Here is a 24,547-nt window from a genome sequence, read left to right as displayed (position 1 = left end):
ATGGCTATAATAATGGAGCTTGACCAAAATACGATTGATCAGATAGCTGCAGGTGAAGTAGTTGAGAGACCATCAAGTATTGTAAAAGAACTTGTAGAAAATTCCATTGACTCAGGTGCTACCTCGATAACTGTTGAAATACAGGAGGGCGGCACCAAGCTTATAAGAGTAACTGATAACGGAAGCGGTATTGAAAAGAGCCAGATCAGAAATGCTTTTAAAAGACATGCTACAAGTAAGCTCATGAGCATAGATGATATATACAGTCTAAAATCTCTGGGCTTTAGAGGCGAGGCGCTTTCAAGTATATCCGCAGTTGCAAATGTCGAGCTTATAACAAAGACCGCTGACGAGCTTGTAGGTACAAGATACCTTATAAGCGGAGGAAATGAAGAAGGAATAGATGAAGTCGGTGCTCCTACAGGAACTACCATAATTGTCAGGGATCTGTTTTTTAATACCCCTGCAAGAAAAAAGTTTTTAAAAACTCCGCAGACGGAAGGCTCTTATATAGGAGACCTCATGGAGCATTTATCCCTTGATAATCCGTCTGTTTCATTCCATTTTATAAATAACAGGGATGATAAATTTACCACGTCGGGAAATGGCGATCTAAAAGAGCTTATATACAGAATATACGGAAGAGATGTGTCAATGTCTCTTGTTCCTGTATCAGAGACCAAAAACGGCATTACGATAGAGGGATACCTTGGAGAACCCGCTCTTAACAGATCTAACAGGAATTTCGAGATTTTTTTCATTAACGGAAGATATGTTAAGGACAAGATAGTTTCTAAGGCGCTTGAAGAGGGTTATAAAGAGTACCTCATGCAACATAAATTCCCTTTTTGCGTAATTCATATAAGGATGGATACAGCGCTTGTTGACGTGAATGTTCATCCTGCAAAGATGGAAGTAAGATTTGGAAATCAGCCTATTGTATACGAGACCATAAGAAGTGTAGTTGCAAGCTGCCTTCATGATCATGAGATGATTCCGGAGGTTTTGCGGGACGAAAAAGAGGATAAGGCATTTAAGGCAAAAGCGCAGGAACCATCTTTTGTTAAAAAGGAAGCGCCCAGAGAAGAAGTAAAATCCTATATTCCGGAACCTTTTGAAAAGAGCAGACTGACAAAAGAAAATAAGCTAAAGGAAAGCGAAGTTGTCTTTGCCGAAGGAATTGCTCCGGCCCCTGTTGTTATTGAAGATAATATGAAATCACCTGTGTGGAACAGAGTATTTGGAGATCACACACCTCCAAAGTCACAGGATGAGAGATTGAATAAACCTATCATCAAGAATTCAGATGCCATTATTGTTGAAAAGGGCATGCAGCTTGATTTCTTTGAAGATAAGATGCTGACAAAAGACCACAGAAACGAATATGATATCCTTGGTCAGTTATTTGATACCTATTGGATCATCGGATTCAAGGATAAGATGTTTATCGTCGATCAGCATGCTGCGCATGAAAAAGTAAACTATGAGAGATTGATTAAAAAGTATGAGCAGAAAAAGACTGCTTCACAGCTAATTAATCCGCCTATCATAGTTACGCTTACCGCCAAGGAAAAGGATGTGTATGACAAATACCACTCATCTTTTGAAAGACTTGGATTTAACATAGAGCCATTTGGCCCAAATGACCTGGCCATAAGAGAGGTGCCGGTCGATCTCTACGGATGCGACAATGAAAAAGAGATGTTTATCGAAGTGCTTGATGAGCTCAGCGCAGACACAAACCTCGACAGAACTCCTGATGTGATCAATTACAAGATTGCAAGCATGGCGTGCAAGGCATCCGTTAAAGGAAATATGAAATTATCAAGAGCTGAAATAGAAGAGCTTATAGATGAACTGCTTACTCTTGATAATCCCTATAATTGTCCTCACGGAAGACCGACGATCATTTCAATGAGTAAATATGAAATAGAGAAGAAGTTTAAGAGAATAGTCGACTGATGGAAAAACTAATAGTTTTAACAGGACCTACGGCTGTCGGAAAGACAAATCTTTCAATAAAGCTTGCAAAAGAAATCAAAGGTGAGATAATATCCTGTGATTCTATGCAGGTCTACAGAGACATGAATATCGGTACAGATAAGATAACACCTGAAAAAATGGGCGGTGTACCTCATCATATGATCGATATTCTGGATCCGGACGAAGATTTTAATGCCTTTGAATTCAAAAAAAGAGTCCTGCCTATAATTGACGAAATTCATAAAAGAGGAAAAATTCCTATACTTGTGGGAGGAACGGGCTTTTACATTCAGTCCGTTCTTTATGATGTTCAGTTTTCTGAAAATGATGATGAAGATAAGGACAAAGAATCTTTGGCATACAAGGATGAGCTTTTAAGGATATCGAAGGAAGACGGCGGAGTGTCAAAGCTTCATCAGATGCTTATGGAAATTGACCCTGAATATGCAAAGGAAGTTCACGAAAACAATGTAAAAAGAGTTATGAGAGCGCTTTCTTTCTATCATGACACAGGTGAAAAGATGTCTGTACATAACAGCGAGCAAAGGGAAAATCAATCGCCCTATGACTTTTTTTACTTTGTTTTGACTGACGATAGAGATGTCCTCTATAAGAGAATTGAAGACAGAATAGACATGATGATAGAGGAAGGGCTTGAAGAGGAAGTAAGAGCGCTCTGCCTACGAAATATAGACAGAAGTGCAACGTCAATGCAGGCTCTAGGATACAGGGAAATGTTATCATACATAGACGGCGATATGTCTTTGGATGAAGCGATAAGCCTTATTAAGAAAAATACAAGGCATTTTGCAAAAAGACAGCTCACCTGGTTTAAGAGAGAAAAAACTGTCACCTGGATAGATAAGTCTATGTTTGACAGAGACGATTCAAAAGTTCTTGATGAAATACTTAGGCAAATTAGAGAAAGATGGGAGATTTAGGTAATTTTGGCTGCTAATACAAATGAATTAAACGATATGACAAAGAAACTGTATATGTCTATGGGAATCGATGAAAAGGTATACGATTTCTGTAACGAAATATGGAACGGCCTTGAGGAGCGCTTTGACAAGATAAGAAAAGTGTCCGAATTTAATCAGGCAAAGGTTCTTAAAGCAATGCAGGATAACAAGGTATCTGAAGCCTGCCTTCTTGGTACAACAGGTTATGGCTACAATGATATAGGAAGAGACAAGCTTGAAGCTGTATATGCATCTATTTTCCATACAGAGGATGCACTTGTAAGACCTCAGATAACCTGCGGAACTCACGCGCTTGCACTTGCTCTTATGAGTAACCTTCGCCCCGGCGATGAGCTTCTTGCCCCTGCTGGAAAGCCCTATGACACATTAGAGGAAGTAATTGGCATACGACCTTCTAAGGGATCACTTGCTGAATACGGCGTTACATACAGACAGGTTGATCTGTTTGAAGACGGCTCATTTGACTATGAGAGCATAAAAAAGGCAATAAACGACAAGACTAAGCTTGTAGCGATCCAGAGAAGTAAGGGATATCAGACAAGGCCTACATTTTCAGTTGAGAAGATCGGCGAGCTAATAAGCTTTGTAAAGGGCATAAAAAGCGACGTTATCGTAATGGTTGACAACTGCTACGGCGAATTTGTAGAGACCATTGAGCCTTCTGATGTAGGTGCCGACATGGTTGTAGGTTCTCTTATAAAGAACCCCGGCGGCGGTCTTGCTCCTATTGGCGGATATATTGCAGGTAAAAAGGAATGTGTAGAAAATGCAGCATACAGACTTACTTCTCCCGGACTTGGAAAAGAAGTCGGTGCTTCACTTGGCATACTTCCTCAGTTTTATCAGGGACTTTTTCTTTCACCTAATGTTACTGCCAGTGCACTTATGGGTGCTATTTTTGCGGCAAACATCTATGAAAAGCTCGGATTTTCAGTGCTTCCTAACGGAATAGAAGAAAGATATGACATAATTCAGGCAATCACTTTTAATGATCCAAAGCTCCTTACATCTTTCTGCGAAGGCATTCAGTATGCTGCTCCTGTTGATTCATACGTAACACCTGAGCCTTGGGATATGCCCGGCTATGACTCACAGGTCATCATGGCAGCCGGAGCTTTTGTTTCAGGAAGTTCAATTGAACTTTCAGCAGACGGACCGCTAAGAGAGCCCTATTCAGTATTCTTCCAGGGCGGTCTTACATGGCAGCATGCAAAATTCGGAATAATGAAGACCCTTGCTGTTATGTATGAAAAGGGACTTGTTACTCTTACTAACTAAGTGTTAAAATAATATAGCTTTTTGATTTCTTTATTTATTTTGCCCACAGAAGCAAGGGTAATAAATTGTATAATACTAAAACTTCATTCAGATCAATGCTCAGAGCTGATGAGAGCATTGCCGAACTTATGCCGTATGAGAGATTTTTAAAATACGGCGCCGGGTCACTTACAGACGCAGAGCTTCTTGCAATAATCGTAAGAACTGGAACATCTGACAATACTCCCATAGATATTGGGAGGCAGATTCTTCGTATGTCAGGTAAATACGAAGATGGATTATCCGGTCTCTGCAGACTTTCAATCGATGAAATAATGTCTGTCCCCGGAATCGGTAAAGTTAAGGCGATAAAGCTTAAATGTATAGCTGAGATATCCAGAAGAATAGCCAAAGCCAGATCTTTTCAAAAGCTTCAAATGGTTTCGCCATCATCCATAGCAGATTACTACATGGAAGGGATGAGACATTATGAAAAGGAACATGTGATCCTTTTGTGCTTTAATCAACAGTTCAAGCTGATCTGTGATGAGGAGATATCCGTAGGTACTGTCAATTCCGCGCTTTTATCACCAAGGGAGATATTTATCAGCGCTGTGAAAAACAGAGCGGTCAATATCGTTTTGCTCCATAATCACCCGGGCGGCGATCCTAATCCCAGCGAAGTGGACATAGGTATGACAAGGAAGATCAAAACAGCAGGAGATATTATAGATATTAACCTCAGAGATCACATTATAATAGGTGATCAGAGTTATTATAGTTTCTTAGAACATAAACAAATTATTTAGGAGGCTTATTTTGGGCAATAACGTATTTGGTATCGATCTTGGTACAAGTAACATCAAAATCTATAACAAGGCAACAGATTCTGTTACCGTTGAGAAGAATCTCATCGCTATCGAGAATAAATCTTCACTTCTTGCATATGGTAATTCTGCATATGATATGTATGAAAAGGCACCAAGCAATATTAAAATCTCATATCCTTTGAGCAATGGTGTTATCGCAGACATCGAGCATATGAAGAGCCTTGTAAAGCTCTTTATCACAGATGAGATGAAGGGCGCACTTAAGCCTATAGATGTATTTATCGCAGTTCCCAAGGATGTAACCGAAGTTGAGAGAAGAGCCTTCCATGACCTTGTAAGAGAATCAGGCGTAAAGGCAAAGAAAATCATGATGGTCAAAAAGCCTGTTGCAGACGGACTTGGCATGGGTGTTGACGTTATGAACTCACAGGGCGTACTTGTTGTTAACGTCGGTTATGATACAACTGAGATTTCAATCCTTTCACTTAAGGGAATCGTTATAAGTAAGCTTATAAAAGTAGGTGGAAAGAAGTTCGATGATGCCATAAGAGGTGTTATCCGCAAGGAATTTTCACTTATCATCGGTGAAAAGAGTGCCGAGAACATCAAGATGAATCTTAAAGACCTTGAGAAGGCAGGCAAGGATGCTGTTGTTTACGGAAGAGACATCGTAACAGGACTTCCTGTTGAGAGATCTATTCCCACAGATCTTATCGATCAGTCACTTGTAGAGTACTTTGATCAGATCCTTGACAACATTAAAGCTACTCTTGAGCGCACTCCTCCGGAACTTGCTGCTGATATTTTCAAACACGGTCTTTATCTTACAGGTGGAGCTTCACAGGTTTGTCACCTCGCTCAGAGACTTTCAAACGGTGTCGGCCTTAATGTAAACCTTGCTGAGAATCCTATCAGCTCAGTAGCACTTGGTCTTTCAAAGATTATCAAGGATGATCAGTACAAGAGCCTTGCTTATTCAGTTGAAGAGGATGTATAAATGAGTCCTGTCATTAAAAGAGGGGGAGATAAATTTACACTTCCAAGTAAATATCTCCTCTTTATTTTAACAATTATATGTACGGGAATGATAATAGTTACCTTTAACACTGATGCTTTCAGCCCTACCGTCAATTCTGCAATAGGTATTGTAGTTGTGCCTTTCCAAAAAGGCATCACAACTGCAGGTACTTTTTTCAAGAATACTGCGGATAATCTTGCAAGTATAAGAGCGCTTCAGTCTGAAAACGAATCCTTAAAGGCTAAGGTTGAAGAGCTTACTACTGAAAACACCAACTTAGAGCAGGATAAATACGAGCTGACTCAGCTTAGAGAACTGTATAACCTTGATTCTCAATACTCTGACTATGATAAGATCGGAGCAAGGATCATCTCTAAGGATTCAGGTAACTGGTATCACTCTTTTGTTATCGATAAAGGTAGCGACGAAGGTCTTGCCATAGATATGAACGTGATCGCAGGTGGCGGTCTTGTAGGCAGGATTACAGATGTTGGACCTGACTGGGCCAAAGTTCAGACGATCATTGCAGATAACTCATCAGTTAGCGGAACTGTTCTTTCTGCGTCGGAAAACCTGATCGCAACCGGAGACTTAGAGCTATATAACGAAGGACAGATATCTTTTTCCAAGCTTGTTGATGATGCAGACAAGGTTTCTGTCGGAGATAAGGTTGTTACATCAAATATTTCAGATAAATATCTTCCGGGAATTCTTATCGGATATATTTCAGCGATAGAAGAGGATTCAAACAATCTGACCAAATCCGGCAAGATCACACCGGTTGTTGATTTCGAATACATGGATGTTGTTTTGGTCATCACAACCTTGAAACACACAGGAGAATGAGCAGATAAATAAATATGAGACGATTTTTGTTTTCATTTTTATCAATAATAATATGTTTTATATTGCAGACAACGCTGTTTCGTTATTTGGATTTCGGTGGTATCGTGCCGAATCTTCTGATCATCGTTACTTCATCTTTGGCATTTATGAGAGGTGATAAGAGCGGAATAGTAGCAGGATTGTTTTGCGGTATTCTGGTAGATGTATTCTTTGGAAGCTATCTTGGATTCTATGCCATGATATTTATGTACATCGGATTCATTATTGGCAAGTTCAATAAGATATTCTATCCTGAAAACATCATTCTTCCTTTGGGACTTATAGTTTCAGCTGATTTTGTATATGGTTTTATCTGCTACATATTACTCTTTATGTTTAGAAATAAGTTCAATCTTGGATATTACATGGTCCATGTGATCGTTCCTGAGGTTGTATATACAGCGCTTGTTGCCGTATTTTTGTACCCGGTTCTTATCAGGATAAACACTTATCTGGAGGAGATTGAACAAAGGAGCGCTAAGAAATTTGTTTAATAAGATTAAGGAATTTGTTGTAAATTTCATAACTTCAAGACTTGTTATACTTTCTGCAGTTCTTATTCTTGCAGCGGCAGGTCTTGTATACAGGCTCTTCTTTTTACAGATAATCAAAGGAGAAGAGTACCTTGATTCTTTTCAGCTCAAGATAAAGAAGGAAAAATCCATTCCTGCAACAAGAGGTAATATCTATGACAGGAATGGCAAGCTTCTTGCCTATAATGAGCTGTCCAATTCTATCACAATAGAAGACGTATATGAGTCCGGTTCCGGAAAAAATAAAGCTGTTAATGAAACAATTAATAAAGTAATCGATATTGTCGAGAAAAACGGCGATTCTGTCGACACGGATTTCAATATTCAGCTAAATACATCAGGCAACTATGAATTTACCGTAGAGGGAAATACTTTGCTTCGTTTTCTTGCAGATATTTACGGAAGAACGTCCATTAATGATTTAAAATACGAAGAGAGATCCAAGACGCCAAAGGAAGTTGTCGATGATCTGTGCACGAAATTTGGAGTTGGCGATTACACAGATCCTAATAACAGAAAGACTTTTACACCCGGAATGGGGTATGAAAAGGACAGACTTTTAAAAGTACTTACTGTCAGATATAACATGGATTCCAACAGTTTCCAGAAATACATCGATACAACAATTGCTAAGAGTGTAAGCGAAAAGACAGTTGCTGATATTATGGAGAACTCAGATACCCTGGACGGTGTTTCGATTGAGGAAGACACTGCCAGAGTATATGTTGATTCCGCATATTTTTCACAGATACTTGGTTATACAGGTAAGGTGTCCGATACTGAGCTCACAGAGCTTCAGGCAGAAAATAATGAATACAGCTCTAATGATACCGTTGGTAAATCAGGTATAGAGCAGTCAATGGAATCGGTATTGCAGGGTAAAAAGGGAAGTGAAACCGTATACGTAGATAATACCGGTAAGGTTATTGAAACAAGTAAGTATATTGATTCAACTGCTGGTAATGACGTGTATCTTACAATTGATAAAGATCTTCAGGAAGCCTGCTACAACATTATTGAGCGTTCACTTGCCGGTATCCTTATATCCAAGATCCAGAACATTAAGTCATATAATTTAAGTGAGAATCAGAAAGCAAGTGAGATCATCATTCCTGTTTATGATGTTTATTTTGCACTTTTTAATAACCATGTAATAGACCTTGATCATATGGAGTCAGAAGATGCAGGTCCAAATGAGCAAAGTGTTCATGCGGCTTTCCTTACAAAAAAGGATAATGTTTACGCGCAGATAAGAAATGAACTCGAAACGCTAAACACTCCATATAATCAGTTAAGTACAGAGTACCGCAATTATATGAGCTATATCGCACAAAAGCTCTATTCTAACGGCGTTATTGATTCTAACGAAGTTGATAAGGAAGATGAAACCTATATTGCATGGACCAAGGATGAAACAATATCACTTACAGAATATATAAGATACTGTATTGCAGCCAATTGGATCGATGTAACTGTACTCGACCTTGAAAGCCAGTATGTTGATTCAGATGAGATCTTTGAAAGAATTGTAGATTATATTTTCAAAGATATCGAAGAAGATGATGAATTCAACAAAAAGCTCTATAAATATATGCTCGAAGAGGACTCCATCAGTCCTGTGAGTGTATGCAATATACTGCTTGAACAGGGTGTTGTTGAGCTTCCGGAAGATGAGATAAGACTATGGAATCAGGGCGGTGAAGCTGCCTATACATTTATTCTCAACAGAATATCCAATCTTGATATCACACCGGCTCAGCTTGCACTTGATCCCTGCACGGGTTCTATGGTCATTACAGATGTTAACAACGGTGATGTGCTTGCACTCGTTTCATATCCCGGATATGACAATAATATGATGGCTAATGGTGTTGACGCAGCTTACTATGCAAAGCTAAGAAGCGATCAGTCATCACCTCTTCTTAACTTTGCAACAATGCAGAGAACAGCACCCGGTTCCACATACAAGATGGTTGCTGCAACAGCAGGACTTATGGAAGGTGTAATCGATACAACTTCGACAATTACCTGTACAGGTTCTTTTGATAAGCTTGATTCTGTTGCGCACTGCTGGATTTACCCCAGTTCTCACGGATCACTTAATGTAACCGGCGGTATCAGAAATTCATGTAACGCATTTTTCTATGAGGTTGGTTACAGACTCGGACTTACAGGAAGTACATACAACTCAGAAGTTGGTCTTTCAAAGCTTGCAAAGTATGCCGATCTATATGGACTTACAGAGACAACGGGTATTGAAGTATCTGAATATGATCCTATAGTATCTGACCTCGACTCAGTTCGTTCTGCTATCGGTCAGGGTACCAACTCATTTACAACGGTTGGTCTTGCAAGATATGTCACAGCTGTAGCAAACAGTGGTACATGCTATAACCTGACACTTATTAAAAAGACTTGTGATTCTGACGGAAACCTTCTTGAAGAACATGGTGCTACTGTCAGAAATCAGATAGATATGGATATTTCATACTGGAATGCGATCCATCAGGGTATGAGACAGGTAGTTGAAGATAAAACCTATTATTCAGATCTTAAGGTCAATGTCGCAGGTAAGACAGGAACTGCCGAGGAATCAAAGAAGAGAGCAAACCATGCGCTCTTTGTATGCTACGCTCCCTATGAGAGCCCGCAGATTGCTATTGCAACCCGTATTCCTTACGGCTATACAAGTAGCTATGCTGCACAGATAACAAGAGATGCCATTGAGTATTACTTTGGCCTTTCAGATACTGATATGGAAAATGCAACAGCTAACCAGTTGCAGGGCGGTGAAGCTGATGAGGACTGAGAATTTAATTGAAAAAATAAAAAAATATAAGATATGGGATTATGATTTTAAGCTTGTTGCAATGCTTATCACCTTAAACATAGTAGGTATAATGGCGATAGGCAGTGCAGAACCTGCTAACCAGAAAAAGCAGATTGCAGGTATGGTTCTTGGAATAGCCATGATGCTTTTTGTATCAATTCTGGACTATGGCGTTATTGTAAGGTTTTATCCTTTATATTATGTGCTGAATATCATGCTTCTTGCACTTGTTTTCACAGGGCTGAGTAAAACTGTCAACGGATCTACAAGATGGATCAACCTTTTTGGCATACAGTTTCAGCCTTCGGAAGCATCTAAAATATTATTGATTTTATTTTTTGCACAGTTCATAATGAAATATAAGGATAAAGTTAAAAAGCTGTACTTTGTTGGTATATGTTTACTACTTTTATCTGTACCGCTTTTGATGGTATTTAGCCAGCCCGATCTGTCTACAACAATAATGCTTACAGTGATCGTAAGTACTATATTGTTTGTTGCCGGAATTAACTGGAAGCTCGTTGTAACTGTTCTTGCAGTTACGATCCCGTCAGCTGTTCTTATCATATTTGATGCTCTTTCGGATAAAAGCTTTATCCTGAAAGGCTATCAGCAGGATCGTATTCTGGCATGGCTTCATCCTGAGGATTATGCCAATTCTATTGCTTATCAGACACTTAACTCAATGATGGCTATAGGATCAGGTCAGCTTCTTGGAAAAGGTTATAATACCAATGAAATATCATCGGTTTTAAATGGTGGTTTTATATCTGAATCACCTACAGACTTTATCTTTACTGTAGTAGGTGAGGAGTTTGGGTTTATAGGTTCATGCCTTGTTGTGGTTCTTATACTTCTTATAGCCATCGAATGTTTTGTCGTGGCAGGTAAGAGTAAGGATCTTGCAGGTATGCTCATTGCAACCGGAATGGGCGCATGGATCGGTTTTCAAGGGTTTCTTAATATAGGGGTTGTAACCGGTGTTCTACCTAATACCGGTATTCCATTACCATTCGTCAGCTACGGATTAACATCTCTTGTGAGCTGTTACACAGGTATGGGATTAGTTTTGAATGTAAGACTACAAGGCAAAAAATACTATTAACGGAAGGGGTTATTTTAATGAATATAGCTTTTATAGCACATGATGCAAAGAAAAAGCTTATGCAGAATTTTTGTATTGCATACAGGGGGATTTTGGCTAAACATGACCTTTTTGCTACCGGAACTACCGGCAGACTTATTGAAGAGGTCACAAACTTAAATATTCACAAATATCTTGCAGGCCATCTCGGAGGATCCCAGCAGATAGGTGCTGCAATCGAAGCAAATGAAATAGATCTTGTTATTTTCCTTAGAGATCCTCTTACACAGAAGGTTCATGAACCTGATGTTAATAATGTTATGCGTCTTTGTGATATGCATAATATTCCCATTGCTACAAATCTTGCTACTGCTGAGCTTTTGATTAAATCGTTAGACAGAGGAGACTTAGAGTGGCGTGAGATGTACAAATAAGTTTTTAAGGCGCGTTATATGTGTCACTTCATGCATTTCATTAATGTGTGGCACATGCGCTTGTTCGGGGAGTTCTTATTCACTACCTTATTCGATCAATTCAACAGATTACAGTGAAAGTGGCGGAGAGATGCTTGACACCTTCGCTTCTGATTTGTGTGTCGTAAATACGGATATCGGTGATTCGCTGACAGTGAGCGAGAAGACCTGTCTTGGTCTCTTTGACATTGGCAAAAAAGAGACTATGTATGCTATAAATGCGCATACGCAGCTTGATCCTGCATCACTGACTAAGGTTATGACTGCAATTGTTGCCTTAAAAAATGCATCACTAGACCAGGTTCTTGTGGCAGATAGCGATGTTTATGTAAATGAAGCCGGTGCGCAGATGATAAACTTATCTGCGGGCGATTCCATGACTCTTGAGCAGGCACTTCATATACTGCTTTTATATTCAGCCAACGATGTCGCTCTTCTTATTGCCAAAAATATCGGCGGAAGTGTAGATGAGTTTGTAAATATGATGAACGAAGAAGCTTTAAGTATCGGTGCAACAAACACCCATTTTATGAACCCTAACGGCCTTACCGCTGAGAATCACTATACAACTGTCTATGACATGTATCTGATGTTTAATGAAGCTTTAAAATATGATAAGTTCAGCCAGATAATAAGGATGTCTACTTATACAACGCAGTATCACCTCGCATCTGGAGATATGAAGGAGCTGACTGTCAACAATACCAATGGATATCTTCGCGGATCTTATGAAATGCCCGCAGGAATAACAGTTCTTGGCGGCAAAACAGGTACAACTGCAGCTGCAGGTCATTGCCTTATCCAGCTTGCTGCTGACACCTCCGGAAATGAATACATTGCAGTTATCATGAGATCTGAAGATACGGAAACTCTGTATACGGAAATGAGCAGTTTATTATCTGAAATTACAAAATAATAAACACTATTGTGGTTGTCTTTTATTCGCTGTTATCTTATAATTGAATTATCAGAAAAAACACTGCAGGAGGGTATGGATATGGTTCAATTAATTGTTGGGAAAAAGGGTAAGGGCAAGACTAAATGCCTGTTGGACAAAGTCAATACCGAAGTAAAAAATGTTTTAGGTAATGTAGTATTTCTCGATAGAAATACAAAGCACATGTTTGAACTTAACAACAAAGTTCGTCTTATCGTAGTTCCTGAATTCATGGTTGAAAATTCAGATGAGTTCGTAGGGTTCGTAAGTGGAGTCATTTCACAGGATCACGACCTTCAACAGATGTATTTCGATGGATTCCTCAATATCGCATGTCTCGAGGGAAAAGATATCACTTCTACAATTGAAAAGCTCGGAAAACTCAGTGAGAAATTTGGGGTAGATTTCATTCTCAGTGTTTCTATGGATGAATCTGAACTACCTGAGGGCGTTAAGGGCAATGTTGTAACATCTTTATAATTTTATAAATTTGAATATTAGTGGCAAGCCGCGTGTCTGCGCGGCTTGTTTTAAGTTTGTGGTTGATTATGGCTAAAAAGAAACAAAGCAAGATAACCAGATACCCTATGTTTTTACATATAAATATCGGGATGATCTTTTTTGCAGTTATCCTGATATATGTGGTTATCTGTGTTTTTATCTATTTTAATAAAAAGCATATAGTTGGATACGAAGTTATGGAGGGAAGCCTTTCTTCGAATAACATCTACGAAGCAGTAGCTCTTAGAAGTGAAACTATCGTGCCTTCCGATCATGCAGGATATGTTAATTATTTTGCTACAGAAGGGCAAAGAGTTGCTGTCGGAAATCTTGTCTGCACTATTGATGAATCCGGCGATCTTCTTGAATTATTAAAGAGCCAGGGCTCTGAGCAGGCACCATTAACTGATGAAGATTACAGTGAACTTCGCACGCAGATTGTAAGCTATTCGTCTTCATTTTCTCCAAAGACGTTTTCTTCAGTCTATGATTTTAAGAACTCTCTTGACGGTACAGTTCAGAAGTTATCAAGTGCCAGTGCACTTCAAAATATTGGAGAGTTAAATTCCAGTTCAGCCCTGCAGAGCATAAATTACTGCTATGCGCCTGTTACCGGAATTGTACTTTATTCAATTGACGGTTATGAGAACCTTACGCTCCATGATCTGAATGCGGATCTTTTAGACAGCGAAAAATATGAGAAAAATCAGCTTATCAGCAATTCTCTTCTTGGAGTTGGAGACAATGCTTACAAGATTTCTACAAGTGAAGAGTGGAGTATTGTAATTAAGGAGAATGATCTCGATAAGGTCAAGGACTTATATGAACGCGAATATGTAAAGGTCAGATTTTTAAAGAATCAGGATGAATCCTGGGGAAAGGTTGACTATTACACGGATGATGCCGGAGATACCTTTGTTTCCTTTACATTTACCAATTCAATGCTCACTTTTTCAAAGGAAAGATTCTTAAACGTTGAGATAATCACTGAAGAAGAAAGCGGACTTAAGATACCAAACAGCGCGGTTGCGAATAAAAGCTTCTTTGTGGTGCCAAAGAGCTACATTATAAAGGGAAGTACCGGAAACAACGGTGTCTTAAGAGATAAGTATGATGAGAATGGTAATGAGACTTCGGAATTTATTGAAGTTGAAATTTATAACGAAACCGAAGATTCTTATTACATCGACGATTCAACATTAAGAAGCGGCGACATTATTCTTATGACAGATTCTTCCGAGAAGTATACTTTATCAGTAAAGGATACGCTTGTTGGTGTTTACAACATAAACAAGGGATATCCTGACTTTAGGCAGATTAGTGTCTTATACCAGAACGATGAGTACTCTATTGTTAAGTCTAATACAAATTATGGTCTTAGCGTTTTTGACTACATAGTTTTGGATGCATCTACAGTAGACAATAATCTATCGGCAGATGAACAGGTGGAGAGTAGCGAGGAAAGTAGCGAGGAGAGTAGCGAGGAAAGCGGTGAACTTGACACATCAGAAGAAAACTAGCATAATAAAGAAGTTAAAAGTTTAGTAGTAGGCTCTTATATTATTCTTATGAGTTTACAGTTGGGAGTAGGAGTTATTCATATGAATGTAATGGATAAATTTTTATCAGCTATGAAGCTGAATGGGGATGACGAAAGCGGTTATTACGATCAGGATGATGATGCTTATTTCGATAGCACCATTGAGCCTATCCGCAAATCAACACCAATCGGAAAAGATGATCCAAGTATAGAAATAAGCGAAGACAGACTCAAGAAAACTTCACCCAGACCTATGGCAGTTAAAAGGAATTCAGCTGCAGGCATGGAAGTTTGTGTGGTCAAGCCTACATCAATAGAGGATGCCAGAGAGATTACAGAGACACTTTTAAATAACAGAACAGTTGTCCTTAATCTTGAGGGAATAGATGTTGAACTTGCTCAGAGAATCATAGATTTCACATCCGGTTCATGTTTCGCTATTTCCGGTAACCTTCAAAAGATCTCAAGATATATATTCATAGTAACACCCGCTAGTGTAGATATTTCCGGTGATTTTCAGGATATCTTAAGCGGAACTTTTGAAAGTGCTATGAGTAACGGTGGACCGCAGCAAATGTAATTTTGGCATTATTGGCAGAAGCAGATTCGTTGCTTCTGCCTTTTTCACTTATAATTTACAGGAAAATAGAGATGGCAGAAATATTAAACGTAAAATATCAAGGCTCACCTTGTTATGATATTGTGTTTGACAAGAGCTTTGATGAGCTTGCAGAGAGAATAAAAGAACTTGGTTTTTCAAACAGGAAATTTGCAGTTATAACCGATAGCAATGTAAAGCCCTTATATGCTGATACAATTACTAAATTAGTTGAGGGCATTTCTTCTAAAACTGTAGTATATGAGATACCTGCAGGTGAAGAAAATAAAAATCTCGATGAGATACGAAAAGTCTATGGCTTTTTAATTGAGAATAAATTCGACAGACACGACCTTATTATTGCTCTTGGAGGCGGAGTCATAGGTGATATGGCAGGCTTTATTGCTGCAACTTACCTTAGAGGAATTTCATTTGTTCAGATTCCGACAACGCTCCTTGCTCAGACAGACAGCAGTATCGGTGGTAAGACAGGTGTAGATTTTGATGGATACAAGAATATGGTTGGTGCTTTCCACATGCCAAGCCTTGTTTATATCAATATTTCTGTGCTAAGTACACTTTCAGGTCGCCAGTTTGCGTCCGGTTTTGCTGAGATCATGAAGCATGGCCTTATAAAGGATGCTGATTTTTATATGTGGCTTATTGAGAACATGTATGAGATCGAGGAGAAAGACGCGGATGTCCTTATCGAGATGATAAAGAGAAGCTGCGACATCAAGAGAAGAGTTGTAGAGGACGATCCCGAAGAAAAGAGTAAAACAGGCGGAAGAGCTCTTCTTAATTATGGCCATACTATTGGACATGCTGTTGAGAAGTATAAGAACTTTTCACTTCTTCATGGAGAATGTGTTGCTCTTGGATGTGTTGCATCAGCATATATTTCATGGAAAAAGCAGATGTTGTCAATGGAAGATTACTACGAAATAAGAGATATGTTCGTTCCTTTTAATCTTCCTATTTCAGTTGAGGACTTAGATGTCGAGGAAATAGTAAGACTCATTCACTCAGATAAGAAAGCAGATTCTGATTTTATAAGATTTGTACTTCTTAAGAAGGTAGGAAAAGCTGTTATTGATACAACTGTTACTGACGACGAAGTTAGAGCTGCTGTAAATGAAATCATCTGGGATGAAAAATTTGAATAAGTGTAATTGGAGTTTCTTATGAATTTACTGACTACCAAAAAGAAAATATTTTTACTTATTGATGTTGTAGCAATAGCTGTTTTAGTATTTTTAGATCAGATTACCAAGTACCTTGCTGTTAAATATCTAAAGGACAAGGAATCATTTGTAATAATCAAGGGAGTTCTTGAACTTACATTTTTGAAAAACAGAGGCGCTGCTTTTGGAATTTTACAGGATCAAAAGGTATTCTTTGTAATGATCGCAATCATGATACTATCTGTAATAGCGTATGTACTGTTTCAGCTTCCGCTTGAAAAGAAATACGGTATCATGCAATTAATACTTGTAATGATAGCAAGCGGTGCGGCAGGGAATATGATCGACAGGATCAGAAATGATTATGTTGTTGATTTTATTTCTTTTGTAATAATCAATTTCCCGATCTTTAATGTGGCTGATATTTATGTTACGGTTTCAACAATCCTTTTCATAATACTGTTCCTTTTTTATTATAAGGAAAAGGATTTCGATTTCTTAAGCTTCAAACAGCAAAAGAAATACAGGGAGTTTAAATGAGTAATAATTCAGAAAACAAAGAAATGAAATTCATTGTATCTGAGGAAAATGACGGAGAGAGAGTTGATAAGCTTATTAGCTCTCTCTCTGATTCTATGTCCAGAAGTTATATTCAGAAGCTGATAAAAGACAATCTGGTATGGGTAAATGACAAGAAGGTTAAGCCAAGCAGTTCTGTCTCGGAAGGAGATGAGGTAAAGCTTCTTATTCCGCCGTCTGTAATTCCTGATATCGTACCTCAGAACATCCCGTTAGATATTATTTACGAGGACAGTGACGTACTTGTTATAAATAAGCCAAAAGGAATGGTTGTACATCCTGCTCCCGGACACTATGAGAATACTCTTGTAAATGGGATCATGTATTACCTTGGAGATAAACTATCCGGAATTAACGGGGTAATGAGACCCGGCATTGTGCACAGGATCGACATGGATACCACAGGCTCTATAATTGTCTGCAAAAATGATATTGCTCACAGGAGCATAGCCGATCAGCTTAAGGTTCACTCGATAAACCGAATATATCATGCTATCTGCTATGGAATAATAAAAGATGATGAAGGCACAGTTGTTGGAAATATCGGAAGAAGCGCTGCAGATAGAAAGAAAATGACTGTTGTTTCTGATGATAAGGGAAAAGAAGCAATTACCCACTACAAGGTCTTAAAGCGTTTTGAAAAAGATAAGTTTACCTATATTGAATGCAAACTTGAAACCGGAAGAACACATCAGATAAGAGTCCACATGTCACATATTGGACATCCGCTTCTTGGAGATGAGGTGTACGGAAGTGGTCACAAGAGTAAATTCAAATTACAAGGACAGACTCTTCATGCAAAGACACTTGGATTTATCCAGCCGACCACAGGAGAGTATATAGAAACGGATGCGCCATTACCTGAATATTTTTCACATTTACTGGAAATACTCAGTTAAGAGCTAAAACTTCCCCACTTACATTGCTAATTATGATATAATATTCTAAATAGAGAGAATCTTATAAGTTGGAGGTGCTATTTATGGATACAATCATTACAATAGGCAGACAATTTGGTTCCGGCGGAAGAGAGATTGGTCAGAAAGTAGCAGATCATTTTGGTATTAAATTCTATGACAAGGAGCTCCTTACAAGAGCTGCAAAGGATAGTGGATTTGCAAAAGAAATGATTCAGGATCATGATGAGAGACCCACTACTTCATTCCTTTATAACCTTGTAATGGATACTTATTCATTTGGCTATAATTCTTCAAGCTTCATTGATATGCCAATAAGCCATAAGATTTTTCTTGCGCAGTTTGATACTATTAAGAAAATTGCCGATGAGGGTCCCTGCGTTATAGTTGGAAGATGTGCGGACTATGCACTTGCTGATTATAAGAATGTTGTTAATGTCTTTGTTCATGCAGATGAAGAAGACAAAATAAACCGCGTGATCGAGCGCTATAGTGATATCAATACAAGGGATAAGGCCCTTGAGATGATCCTAAAAAAGGATAAGCAAAGACAGAGTTATTATAATTATTATTCATCTAAAAAATGGGGAAGGTCCGATACTTATGACCTGACAGTTAACAGCTCTGTTCTCGGAATTGAGGGTACAGTTAAACTGATTACTCAGTTTGTAGAGGATTTTGAATCCAGATAATATTTTGCCAGATTAAAACGGAGGATAAGGAGCAGACAATTTATGTTTGCTCCTTTTTTGAATTATGTCTTACAACTTTTTTGCAACAATATCCAGGATGAAATATATCGAGAGATGGGCACTTATGAGGAATTCAAGACCGGAAAATCTAAGTGAACATTCTCTTGAAGTGGCTATGATCGCTCATGCTTTATGCACGATCGGTAATGTTCGCTATGGTAAAAAGCTTGATGCAAATAAAGCAGCTCTCATTGGGCTATATCATGATGCTTCTGAGATAATTACAGGAGATATGCCTACTCCCGTAAAGTACTATAACGAGGACTTGAAAACAGCATATAAACAGGTTGAAGCAGTTGCTGACACAATGCTCCTTCACAAGCTTCCGGATGATCTAAGACCTGCTTTTGAAGAAATATTTAAGTCTTCCGGCGAAGAAGATGAGAGATATATGAGAAAGCTTGTTAAAGCTGCAGATAAATTATCGGCTCTCATAAAATGTATTGAAGAAAGGAATTCCGGAAACGGCGAGTTCAGAACAGCAGAGCAGAGTACTCTCAAGTCTCTTGATACATATAAGGAAGAATGCATTGAAGTAAAAGACTTTATGGATGATTTCCTTGAACCATACGGAAAAACTTTGGATGAATTGTCATAATTTTATTCTACATTTAAAAATTTTACTGATATTTGTTGGACATTTGTTGGACATATCATAATATAATATATATTAACATGCGAAATGTTTTGAGGGAGGTAATTAAATTATGTCACGAAAGTCTAATTTATTAGTCAGAAAGGTTCAGTCTGTACTGCTTGCAGCAGCGCTTGCAGTATCTGTAGTTCCCGCTGCTTCTATGGTCACAGATCCTATTATTGCTGAAGCATCAACTGATTCTGTAAGAGAATGCTTATCCGAAAACCAGAAGAAGATCTATGATGCTTATGATTATCTTGATAGCAGGATCAAGGATAAGGATACTGTCATCACAGCAGCAAATAAGTCTGAATATGATTCAGACGGTTTCTACACACTCTACACAGGATTATCTGAGAAAAAGAAATACACAAATGATGAGCTTAAGTTTGCAAGAAGAGCGTTCATCTATTCACATCCTACAGATATCCCTACACAGATGGCTCAGATGAAGCTTATCTATTCAAAGGATGCTACAGGAAAATACAGCTGCTATGCATATCTTAGAAGAGTAGGCGATAACAATTACTCAAATGAGAAAAAGCAGCTCAAAAAGGCTATCAACAAGATCCTTAAGAATGTAGATGTTGATGGACACTATTTCACAATAGAATATGAGTGCATGCAGATGGTACTCGATAATGTAAATTATGTTAAGGTTGGTATCGACAGCCTTGATCTTAAGAATACCGCATACGGCGCCCTTGTTAACCACAAAGGTTCAGCACAGGGTCTTGCCCTTGCTTTCTCAGCTCTTCTTGATGAAGCTGATGTTCCGAATGATATCCTTTGCAATAATGATACCTGCTGGAACCAGGTTAAAGCCGGAAGTAAATGGTATGAGACCTACCTTGTAAAATGCGACAAAGCTAAAAAGGGTCTTATCGATTACGACTTTTTCAATATCTCTCAGAAACAGATGAAAACTGAGGGATATTCAAGATCAAATTATTGTACAAACATGAGAGAGTCTAATGGTACTGCTAAACAGACAAATAAAAATATGGCAGATTATGGTGATGCTCTTCTGAAAGATACTCAGAAACTTAGACTTGCAGTTTTAAGTTCAGATGGTAATACTACACGTACTTTCTTTACATCAAGCGAAACTACAGCAAATTTTGTTCCTGCCTATGCTGAAGGAGCAGAAATGACAAATATGAGTTCTATCTTAAGAAGTGCTGTAATTACGCCTATTGGTGGTGAGTCTGCATTTACTTATACTCAGTGGACAGAGGCTACTCCTTACTTTACTATCACAAAGAATGGAACTGGAGCAAGCAGAACCTTCAGAGTTACAATTGTTTACTATGGACTTGAAACAACTCCTGTTTCTTACGACGTAACAATTAACGATGTTGACAATAATATCGGAAAATATGTTTACAAGATCACAGGTGAAGATACAGTTTCACTTACAAAGTGCACAAATAAGAGCATTAAGAACGTTTCTGTTCCTTCAACAATCGCAAAGGGCGGTAAGGTTTATAAGGTAACTAAGATCGAGAAGAATGCATTTAAGAAGTGCACTAAGCTTGAAACAGTAATGCTCGGAAGTTATGTAAAAGAGATTGGTAAGAGTGCTTTCACAGGTAAGACAAAGCTTATAAGAGTTGAGACTCTTGGCTATGAGCTTAATAAGGTTGGCAAAGATGCATTTAAGTCAGCAAATGAAAATACACTTTTCCTTCTTAGATGTACAAGCAACAAGAAGTTCAACTCACTTGTTAAGAAGATCAAGAAGGTTGGTGGCAAGAATTCTGTTTATAAGTACAGAAGATATTAATTAGAATTCACAGATCAAAAAGTGTTCTGAATTCTTATAGTTAGAAATTTTAAGCACCGGATAACATCCGGTGCTTATTTCATATACTAATGTACTGCATACATCTAATGTATTTAATACTCTTTTTATAACGAAATATGGTAAACTATAATTGCAAATTTGTACACATTAAGTACTTTTTCTTATTGGGTGAGGACTGTTATGGATAAAAATGATAATTACAAAATGATATTAAAGCTCATGCTTAGACTTCTTCCTATTCAGGTTCTTTTCGTATTTGTAGGAATGATAAACGGTATTGTATCTACGTATTTTGCTACTAACTATGTTGGCATAGATGCCATGAGTGCTGTTGGTTTATATGGACCTATAAATATGTTTATACAGGCTGTAGGTACTATTTTTGTAGGCGGCTCAGCAATTGTATGCGGCAAATATATAGGACAAAATAACAGAAAAGAAGTTACCAGTACTTTTTCGGTAGACATGGTCATAACATTTTGTATTGCTATCTTTTTCACCATAGTTTTGCTTGTTCTTGGTTTTTATGATTTGACAGGAATATTCACTAATGATCCCAATGTAAGACCACTTTTTAATGTATATCTTATAGGTCAGGCAATCGGTATATTGCCATTCCTTCTTGGCAATCAGTTCAGCGTTTTTTTGTCACTTGAAAATAAGCAAAGGCTCTCAGTTATAGCAAGTACAGTATTTATTGCAGTTAATATAGCTTTTAATTATCTTTTTGTTCAGGTTATGCAGCTTCAGGCCTTTGGTCTTGCGCTTGCAGGTTCACTTGGAATGCTCATATTTTGCCTTATTGAAGGCAGTTATTTTGTTTCAGGTAAGTCTTATATACGTTTTTCTCTTAGTATCCTTAAAGCTTCTCAGGCTAAAGAAATTTTTACAAAAGGATTACCAGGAGCACTCACTTATATTTATATGACAGTCAGAGGATTTGCTGTAAACGGTCTTCTTACGACATACGTTGGAAGTGTCGGTATTTCTGCATTTGCAGCAGCAAATAATCTGATGAGCCTATTTTGGGCGATTCCCTCAGGTATGCAGGCTGTATCCCGCCTTCTTCTTAGTATCGGAATAGGAGAGGAGGATAAGAAAACTCTGACCAATGTCATGAGGGTTATGTTTAAGGTTTATATCAGCATGCATATGGTTGTTGTCGCAGCAATAATATTACTTAGCAAACCACTTACTAATATCTTTTTCCATGATCCTTTAGAACCTGTATATATGATGACCGTTTGGGGGCTTAGGATTCTTCCTCTATGCATGCCTTTTGCAATCATAACCATGCATTTTACCAGCTATGCGCAGGCTTCAGGAAAGAATGTCCTTGTTAATATTCTTTCACTATTTGATGGTGTACTGGGCGTAGTTATCTGTTCCGCACTTTTGATTGGCAAAGTGGGAATGAATGCAGTCTATATCGCTAATGTATTAAATGGTATAATTGATATCATTATCATTTTATTGTATGCAATTATCCAAAATAAGCATGTTCCACACAATATGGAAGAGCTCATGGTCATCCCTAAGGATTTTGGCGTGAATGAAGATGATGTGATAAGTTTTACTGTAAAAACTCTCGATGAAGTTACATCTGTCGCCGAAAAAATTCAGAATTTCTGTAAAGAAAGAGGCGTAGATAGTAAAAGGTCCATGATTGCAGGCCTTGCAATGGAAGAGATGGCCGGAAATGTCATAACCCACGGTTTTACCAAGGATAAAAAGAAGCATTCTATTGATATAAAGGCTATTCACAAAAATGATGATGTTATCCTGCGAATTAAGGATGATTGTATTGCTTTTGATCCCAATACCAGGAACTCAATAGATGATCAGGATGATCCTACCAAAAATTTTGGTATCCGTATGATTTATAAAATTGCAAGTGAGGTAAATTATCAAAACATACTTGGACTAAACGTTCTTACTTTAAAAATCTGATATTTAATGTATCGCAACAGCATCTCATTTCTGAGGTGCTGTTTTTCATTGAATAGAAATTTCTCCGAAATTTCTATTCAATGAAAAACGCTCCGCGAGGATGCGCACTCGCGCGAAAGGAAAATGTTGCATTCTGCAACCGCGCTCGGCGCGAGAATGTCGCGAGCGACATTCTTTTCTTATATGTTTTTCATAGGGTAGTCTCTATATATCTATGCGTATAATTGTAATTATATGTGTAGATGTATAATATTTTTTAGACTAATGTGTATGCAATGAAAGTGATTCAGCTATAGACATTTTGTTTAAAGCTGCAACAATTATCATTTTATATCCTCTAATTAAACATTATCGGTATAAATACCCTGTATACCCATATCAAAATAGCGGTTAATTTCATCTTGGTCATTTACTGTATGTACATACACAGGCTTATTCAGGCTTTTTATAATGTCATAGAAATCCTTATCATCAGCCCATTCAGAATAAACAGTAAATCCAATCAGGCTTTTATTTGCGATCTTTTTAAGAGCATCAGCTGTGCGCTCAGACTCATCAGTCTCATAAAGTGTGAATATTATATATTTAAAACCTGCTTTTTTCACAGCGTCATATTCATCTGCGTGATATATCTGGATAATGAATCTGTCTCTTAATTCGGGATATGTCTGTGCTATCATTTTGCAGGTTAGCACGTTTTCATCCTTTATATCTGTAACGACAACAAAATCAGAATCTTTTTGCATATATGAAATTACATCTTTAAAGGAAAGCGGTGTGAACTTATCCTGAACCTTGCATTTAAGGAAATCTTCATAAGACGGCGCAACACCTTTTTCCATCTGTTTTCCTTCCATGTAGAGGTCTCCCCAGGCGTGTCCGCAGACCAGTACATCGTCATTTGTCTTATGAAAATCAATCTCTATTACTTTATCGCCACGATTTAAGCTGTTTTCAAGAGCCTCTTTTGAATTGGTGTAAGTATAGAGAGTTCCGTTTTCATCAGCTATTTCGCCGCATGCATGAATTATATATTTATTATCCCTTATAAAATCCTGCATTTGTGTTATGTCTTTAGATTCATTTCTTATTCCGCAGGAAGTTATAAATAAAGTAGCGGTAAATATTACAGAAAAAATTAATGGAATTACAACATCGCGAATAGTATTATTTTGGGACTTTTCAAGTCTTAAATCTGTATTGCAATTTATCTTTTTCATTGTATGGATTTCCCTGATGCTTATATGATAAAATATGATTTGTTTTTGA

The 24,547-nt window shown here is 37.9% G+C and carries 22 protein-coding genes; 21 read left to right on the top strand and 1 reads right to left on the bottom strand.

What is annotated here, in order from left to right:
* The 21 genes from mutL to T543_RS04380 all read left to right on the top strand — a co-directional run bounded on the left by mutL (position 1) and on the right by T543_RS04380 (position 23,278).
* A complete protein-coding gene (mutL, locus tag T543_RS04480) occupies positions 1-1,962 on the top strand; it encodes a DNA mismatch repair endonuclease MutL (RefSeq protein WP_035766107.1) in 1,962 nt (653 codons plus the stop codon).
* Positions 1,962-2,924: a tRNA (adenosine(37)-N6)-dimethylallyltransferase MiaA gene (gene miaA, locus T543_RS04475; protein WP_035766106.1), complete on the top strand. Its 963-nt coding sequence runs from the start codon at positions 1,962-1,964 to the stop codon at positions 2,922-2,924. Before mutL ends, miaA begins: the two co-directional genes overlap by 1 nt.
* Positions 2,925-2,960: 36 nt before the next feature.
* On the top strand, positions 2,961-4,244 hold the full coding sequence (locus T543_RS04470; RefSeq protein WP_035766549.1) for a methionine gamma-lyase family protein: 1,284 nt from the start codon (positions 2,961-2,963) through the stop codon (positions 4,242-4,244).
* Between the two features lie 65 nt (positions 4,245-4,309).
* Positions 4,310-5,032 (top strand): RadC family protein, encoded by a 723-nt coding sequence (gene radC / locus T543_RS04465; protein ID WP_242839466.1) that lies wholly within the window; start codon positions 4,310-4,312, stop codon positions 5,030-5,032.
* A 10-nt stretch (positions 5,033-5,042) separates the two neighbouring features.
* The gene (gene mreB, locus T543_RS04460; protein ID WP_035766105.1) at positions 5,043-6,050 is read left to right on the top strand and encodes a rod shape-determining protein; all 1,008 of its coding nucleotides are present in this window, start codon (positions 5,043-5,045) and stop codon (positions 6,048-6,050) included.
* Positions 6,051-6,917, top strand: a complete 867-nt coding sequence (gene mreC / locus T543_RS04455; protein ID WP_051638532.1) for a rod shape-determining protein MreC — start codon at positions 6,051-6,053, stop codon at positions 6,915-6,917.
* A 14-nt stretch (positions 6,918-6,931) separates the two neighbouring features.
* Entirely contained in the window at positions 6,932-7,450 is a 519-nt protein-coding gene (mreD, locus tag T543_RS04450) for a rod shape-determining protein MreD (protein WP_035766103.1), read from the top strand.
* Positions 7,443-10,298 (top strand): penicillin-binding transpeptidase domain-containing protein, encoded by a 2,856-nt coding sequence (locus T543_RS04445; protein ID WP_035766102.1) that lies wholly within the window; start codon positions 7,443-7,445, stop codon positions 10,296-10,298. The genes mreD and T543_RS04445 overlap by 8 nt, the downstream gene beginning before the upstream one ends.
* On the top strand, positions 10,288-11,424 hold the full coding sequence (locus T543_RS04440; RefSeq protein ID WP_035766100.1) for an FtsW/RodA/SpoVE family cell cycle protein: 1,137 nt from the start codon (positions 10,288-10,290) through the stop codon (positions 11,422-11,424). Before T543_RS04445 ends, T543_RS04440 begins: the two co-directional genes overlap by 11 nt.
* 17 nt (positions 11,425-11,441) lie before the next feature.
* Positions 11,442-11,837, top strand: coding sequence for a methylglyoxal synthase (gene mgsA / locus T543_RS04435; protein ID WP_035766098.1), 396 nt, complete (start codon positions 11,442-11,444; stop codon positions 11,835-11,837).
* Positions 11,821-12,792, top strand: a complete 972-nt coding sequence (locus tag T543_RS04430) for a D-alanyl-D-alanine carboxypeptidase family protein (protein WP_035766097.1) — start codon at positions 11,821-11,823, stop codon at positions 12,790-12,792. Before mgsA ends, T543_RS04430 begins: the two co-directional genes overlap by 17 nt.
* A gap of 81 nt (positions 12,793-12,873) precedes the next feature.
* Complete coding sequence (locus T543_RS04425; RefSeq protein WP_035766096.1) at positions 12,874-13,293, top strand: hypothetical protein; 420 nt, start codon at positions 12,874-12,876, stop codon at positions 13,291-13,293.
* A 68-nt stretch (positions 13,294-13,361) separates the two neighbouring features.
* Positions 13,362-14,834, top strand: a complete 1,473-nt coding sequence (locus T543_RS04420) for a biotin/lipoyl attachment domain-containing protein (RefSeq protein WP_197023930.1) — start codon at positions 13,362-13,364, stop codon at positions 14,832-14,834.
* A gap of 81 nt (positions 14,835-14,915) precedes the next feature.
* Complete coding sequence (locus tag T543_RS04415; protein WP_035766095.1) at positions 14,916-15,434, top strand: cell division protein SepF; 519 nt, start codon at positions 14,916-14,918, stop codon at positions 15,432-15,434.
* A 71-nt stretch (positions 15,435-15,505) separates the two neighbouring features.
* Positions 15,506-16,618, top strand: coding sequence for a 3-dehydroquinate synthase (gene aroB / locus T543_RS04410; protein ID WP_035766535.1), 1,113 nt, complete (start codon positions 15,506-15,508; stop codon positions 16,616-16,618).
* Positions 16,619-16,636: 18 nt separating this feature from the next.
* A complete protein-coding gene (gene lspA, locus T543_RS04405; RefSeq protein WP_035766094.1) occupies positions 16,637-17,176 on the top strand; it encodes a signal peptidase II in 540 nt (179 codons plus the stop codon).
* Positions 17,173-18,114 (top strand): RluA family pseudouridine synthase, encoded by a 942-nt coding sequence (locus T543_RS04400; RefSeq protein ID WP_051638530.1) that lies wholly within the window; start codon positions 17,173-17,175, stop codon positions 18,112-18,114. Before lspA ends, T543_RS04400 begins: the two co-directional genes overlap by 4 nt.
* Positions 18,115-18,197: 83 nt before the next feature.
* Positions 18,198-18,824, top strand: a complete 627-nt coding sequence (locus T543_RS04395) for a cytidylate kinase-like family protein (protein WP_035766093.1) — start codon at positions 18,198-18,200, stop codon at positions 18,822-18,824.
* 64 nt (positions 18,825-18,888) lie between these two features.
* Entirely contained in the window at positions 18,889-19,482 is a 594-nt protein-coding gene (yfbR, locus tag T543_RS04390; protein ID WP_035766091.1) for a 5'-deoxynucleotidase, read from the top strand.
* Positions 19,483-19,591: 109 nt separating this feature from the next.
* Positions 19,592-21,307: a leucine-rich repeat protein gene (locus tag T543_RS04385; protein WP_035766089.1), complete on the top strand. Its 1,716-nt coding sequence runs from the start codon at positions 19,592-19,594 to the stop codon at positions 21,305-21,307.
* A 201-nt stretch (positions 21,308-21,508) separates the two neighbouring features.
* On the top strand, positions 21,509-23,278 hold the full coding sequence (locus tag T543_RS04380) for an MATE family efflux transporter (RefSeq protein WP_035766087.1): 1,770 nt from the start codon (positions 21,509-21,511) through the stop codon (positions 23,276-23,278).
* A 341-nt stretch (positions 23,279-23,619) separates the two neighbouring features.
* Here the strand turns inward: T543_RS04380 and T543_RS04375 are convergent, their stop codons facing one another.
* Positions 23,620-24,498 (bottom strand): glycerophosphodiester phosphodiesterase family protein, encoded by an 879-nt coding sequence (locus tag T543_RS04375; RefSeq protein WP_035766085.1) that lies wholly within the window; start codon positions 24,496-24,498, stop codon positions 23,620-23,622.
* Positions 24,499-24,547 lie beyond the last annotated feature (49 nt).

It is taken from the genome of Butyrivibrio sp. NC2002 (assembly GCF_000702265.1).
Taxonomy (GTDB): domain Bacteria; phylum Bacillota; class Clostridia; order Lachnospirales; family Lachnospiraceae; genus Butyrivibrio.
Note: the sequence above shows the minus strand (reverse complement) of the source record. Positions and strands in the feature narration are given on the sequence as shown.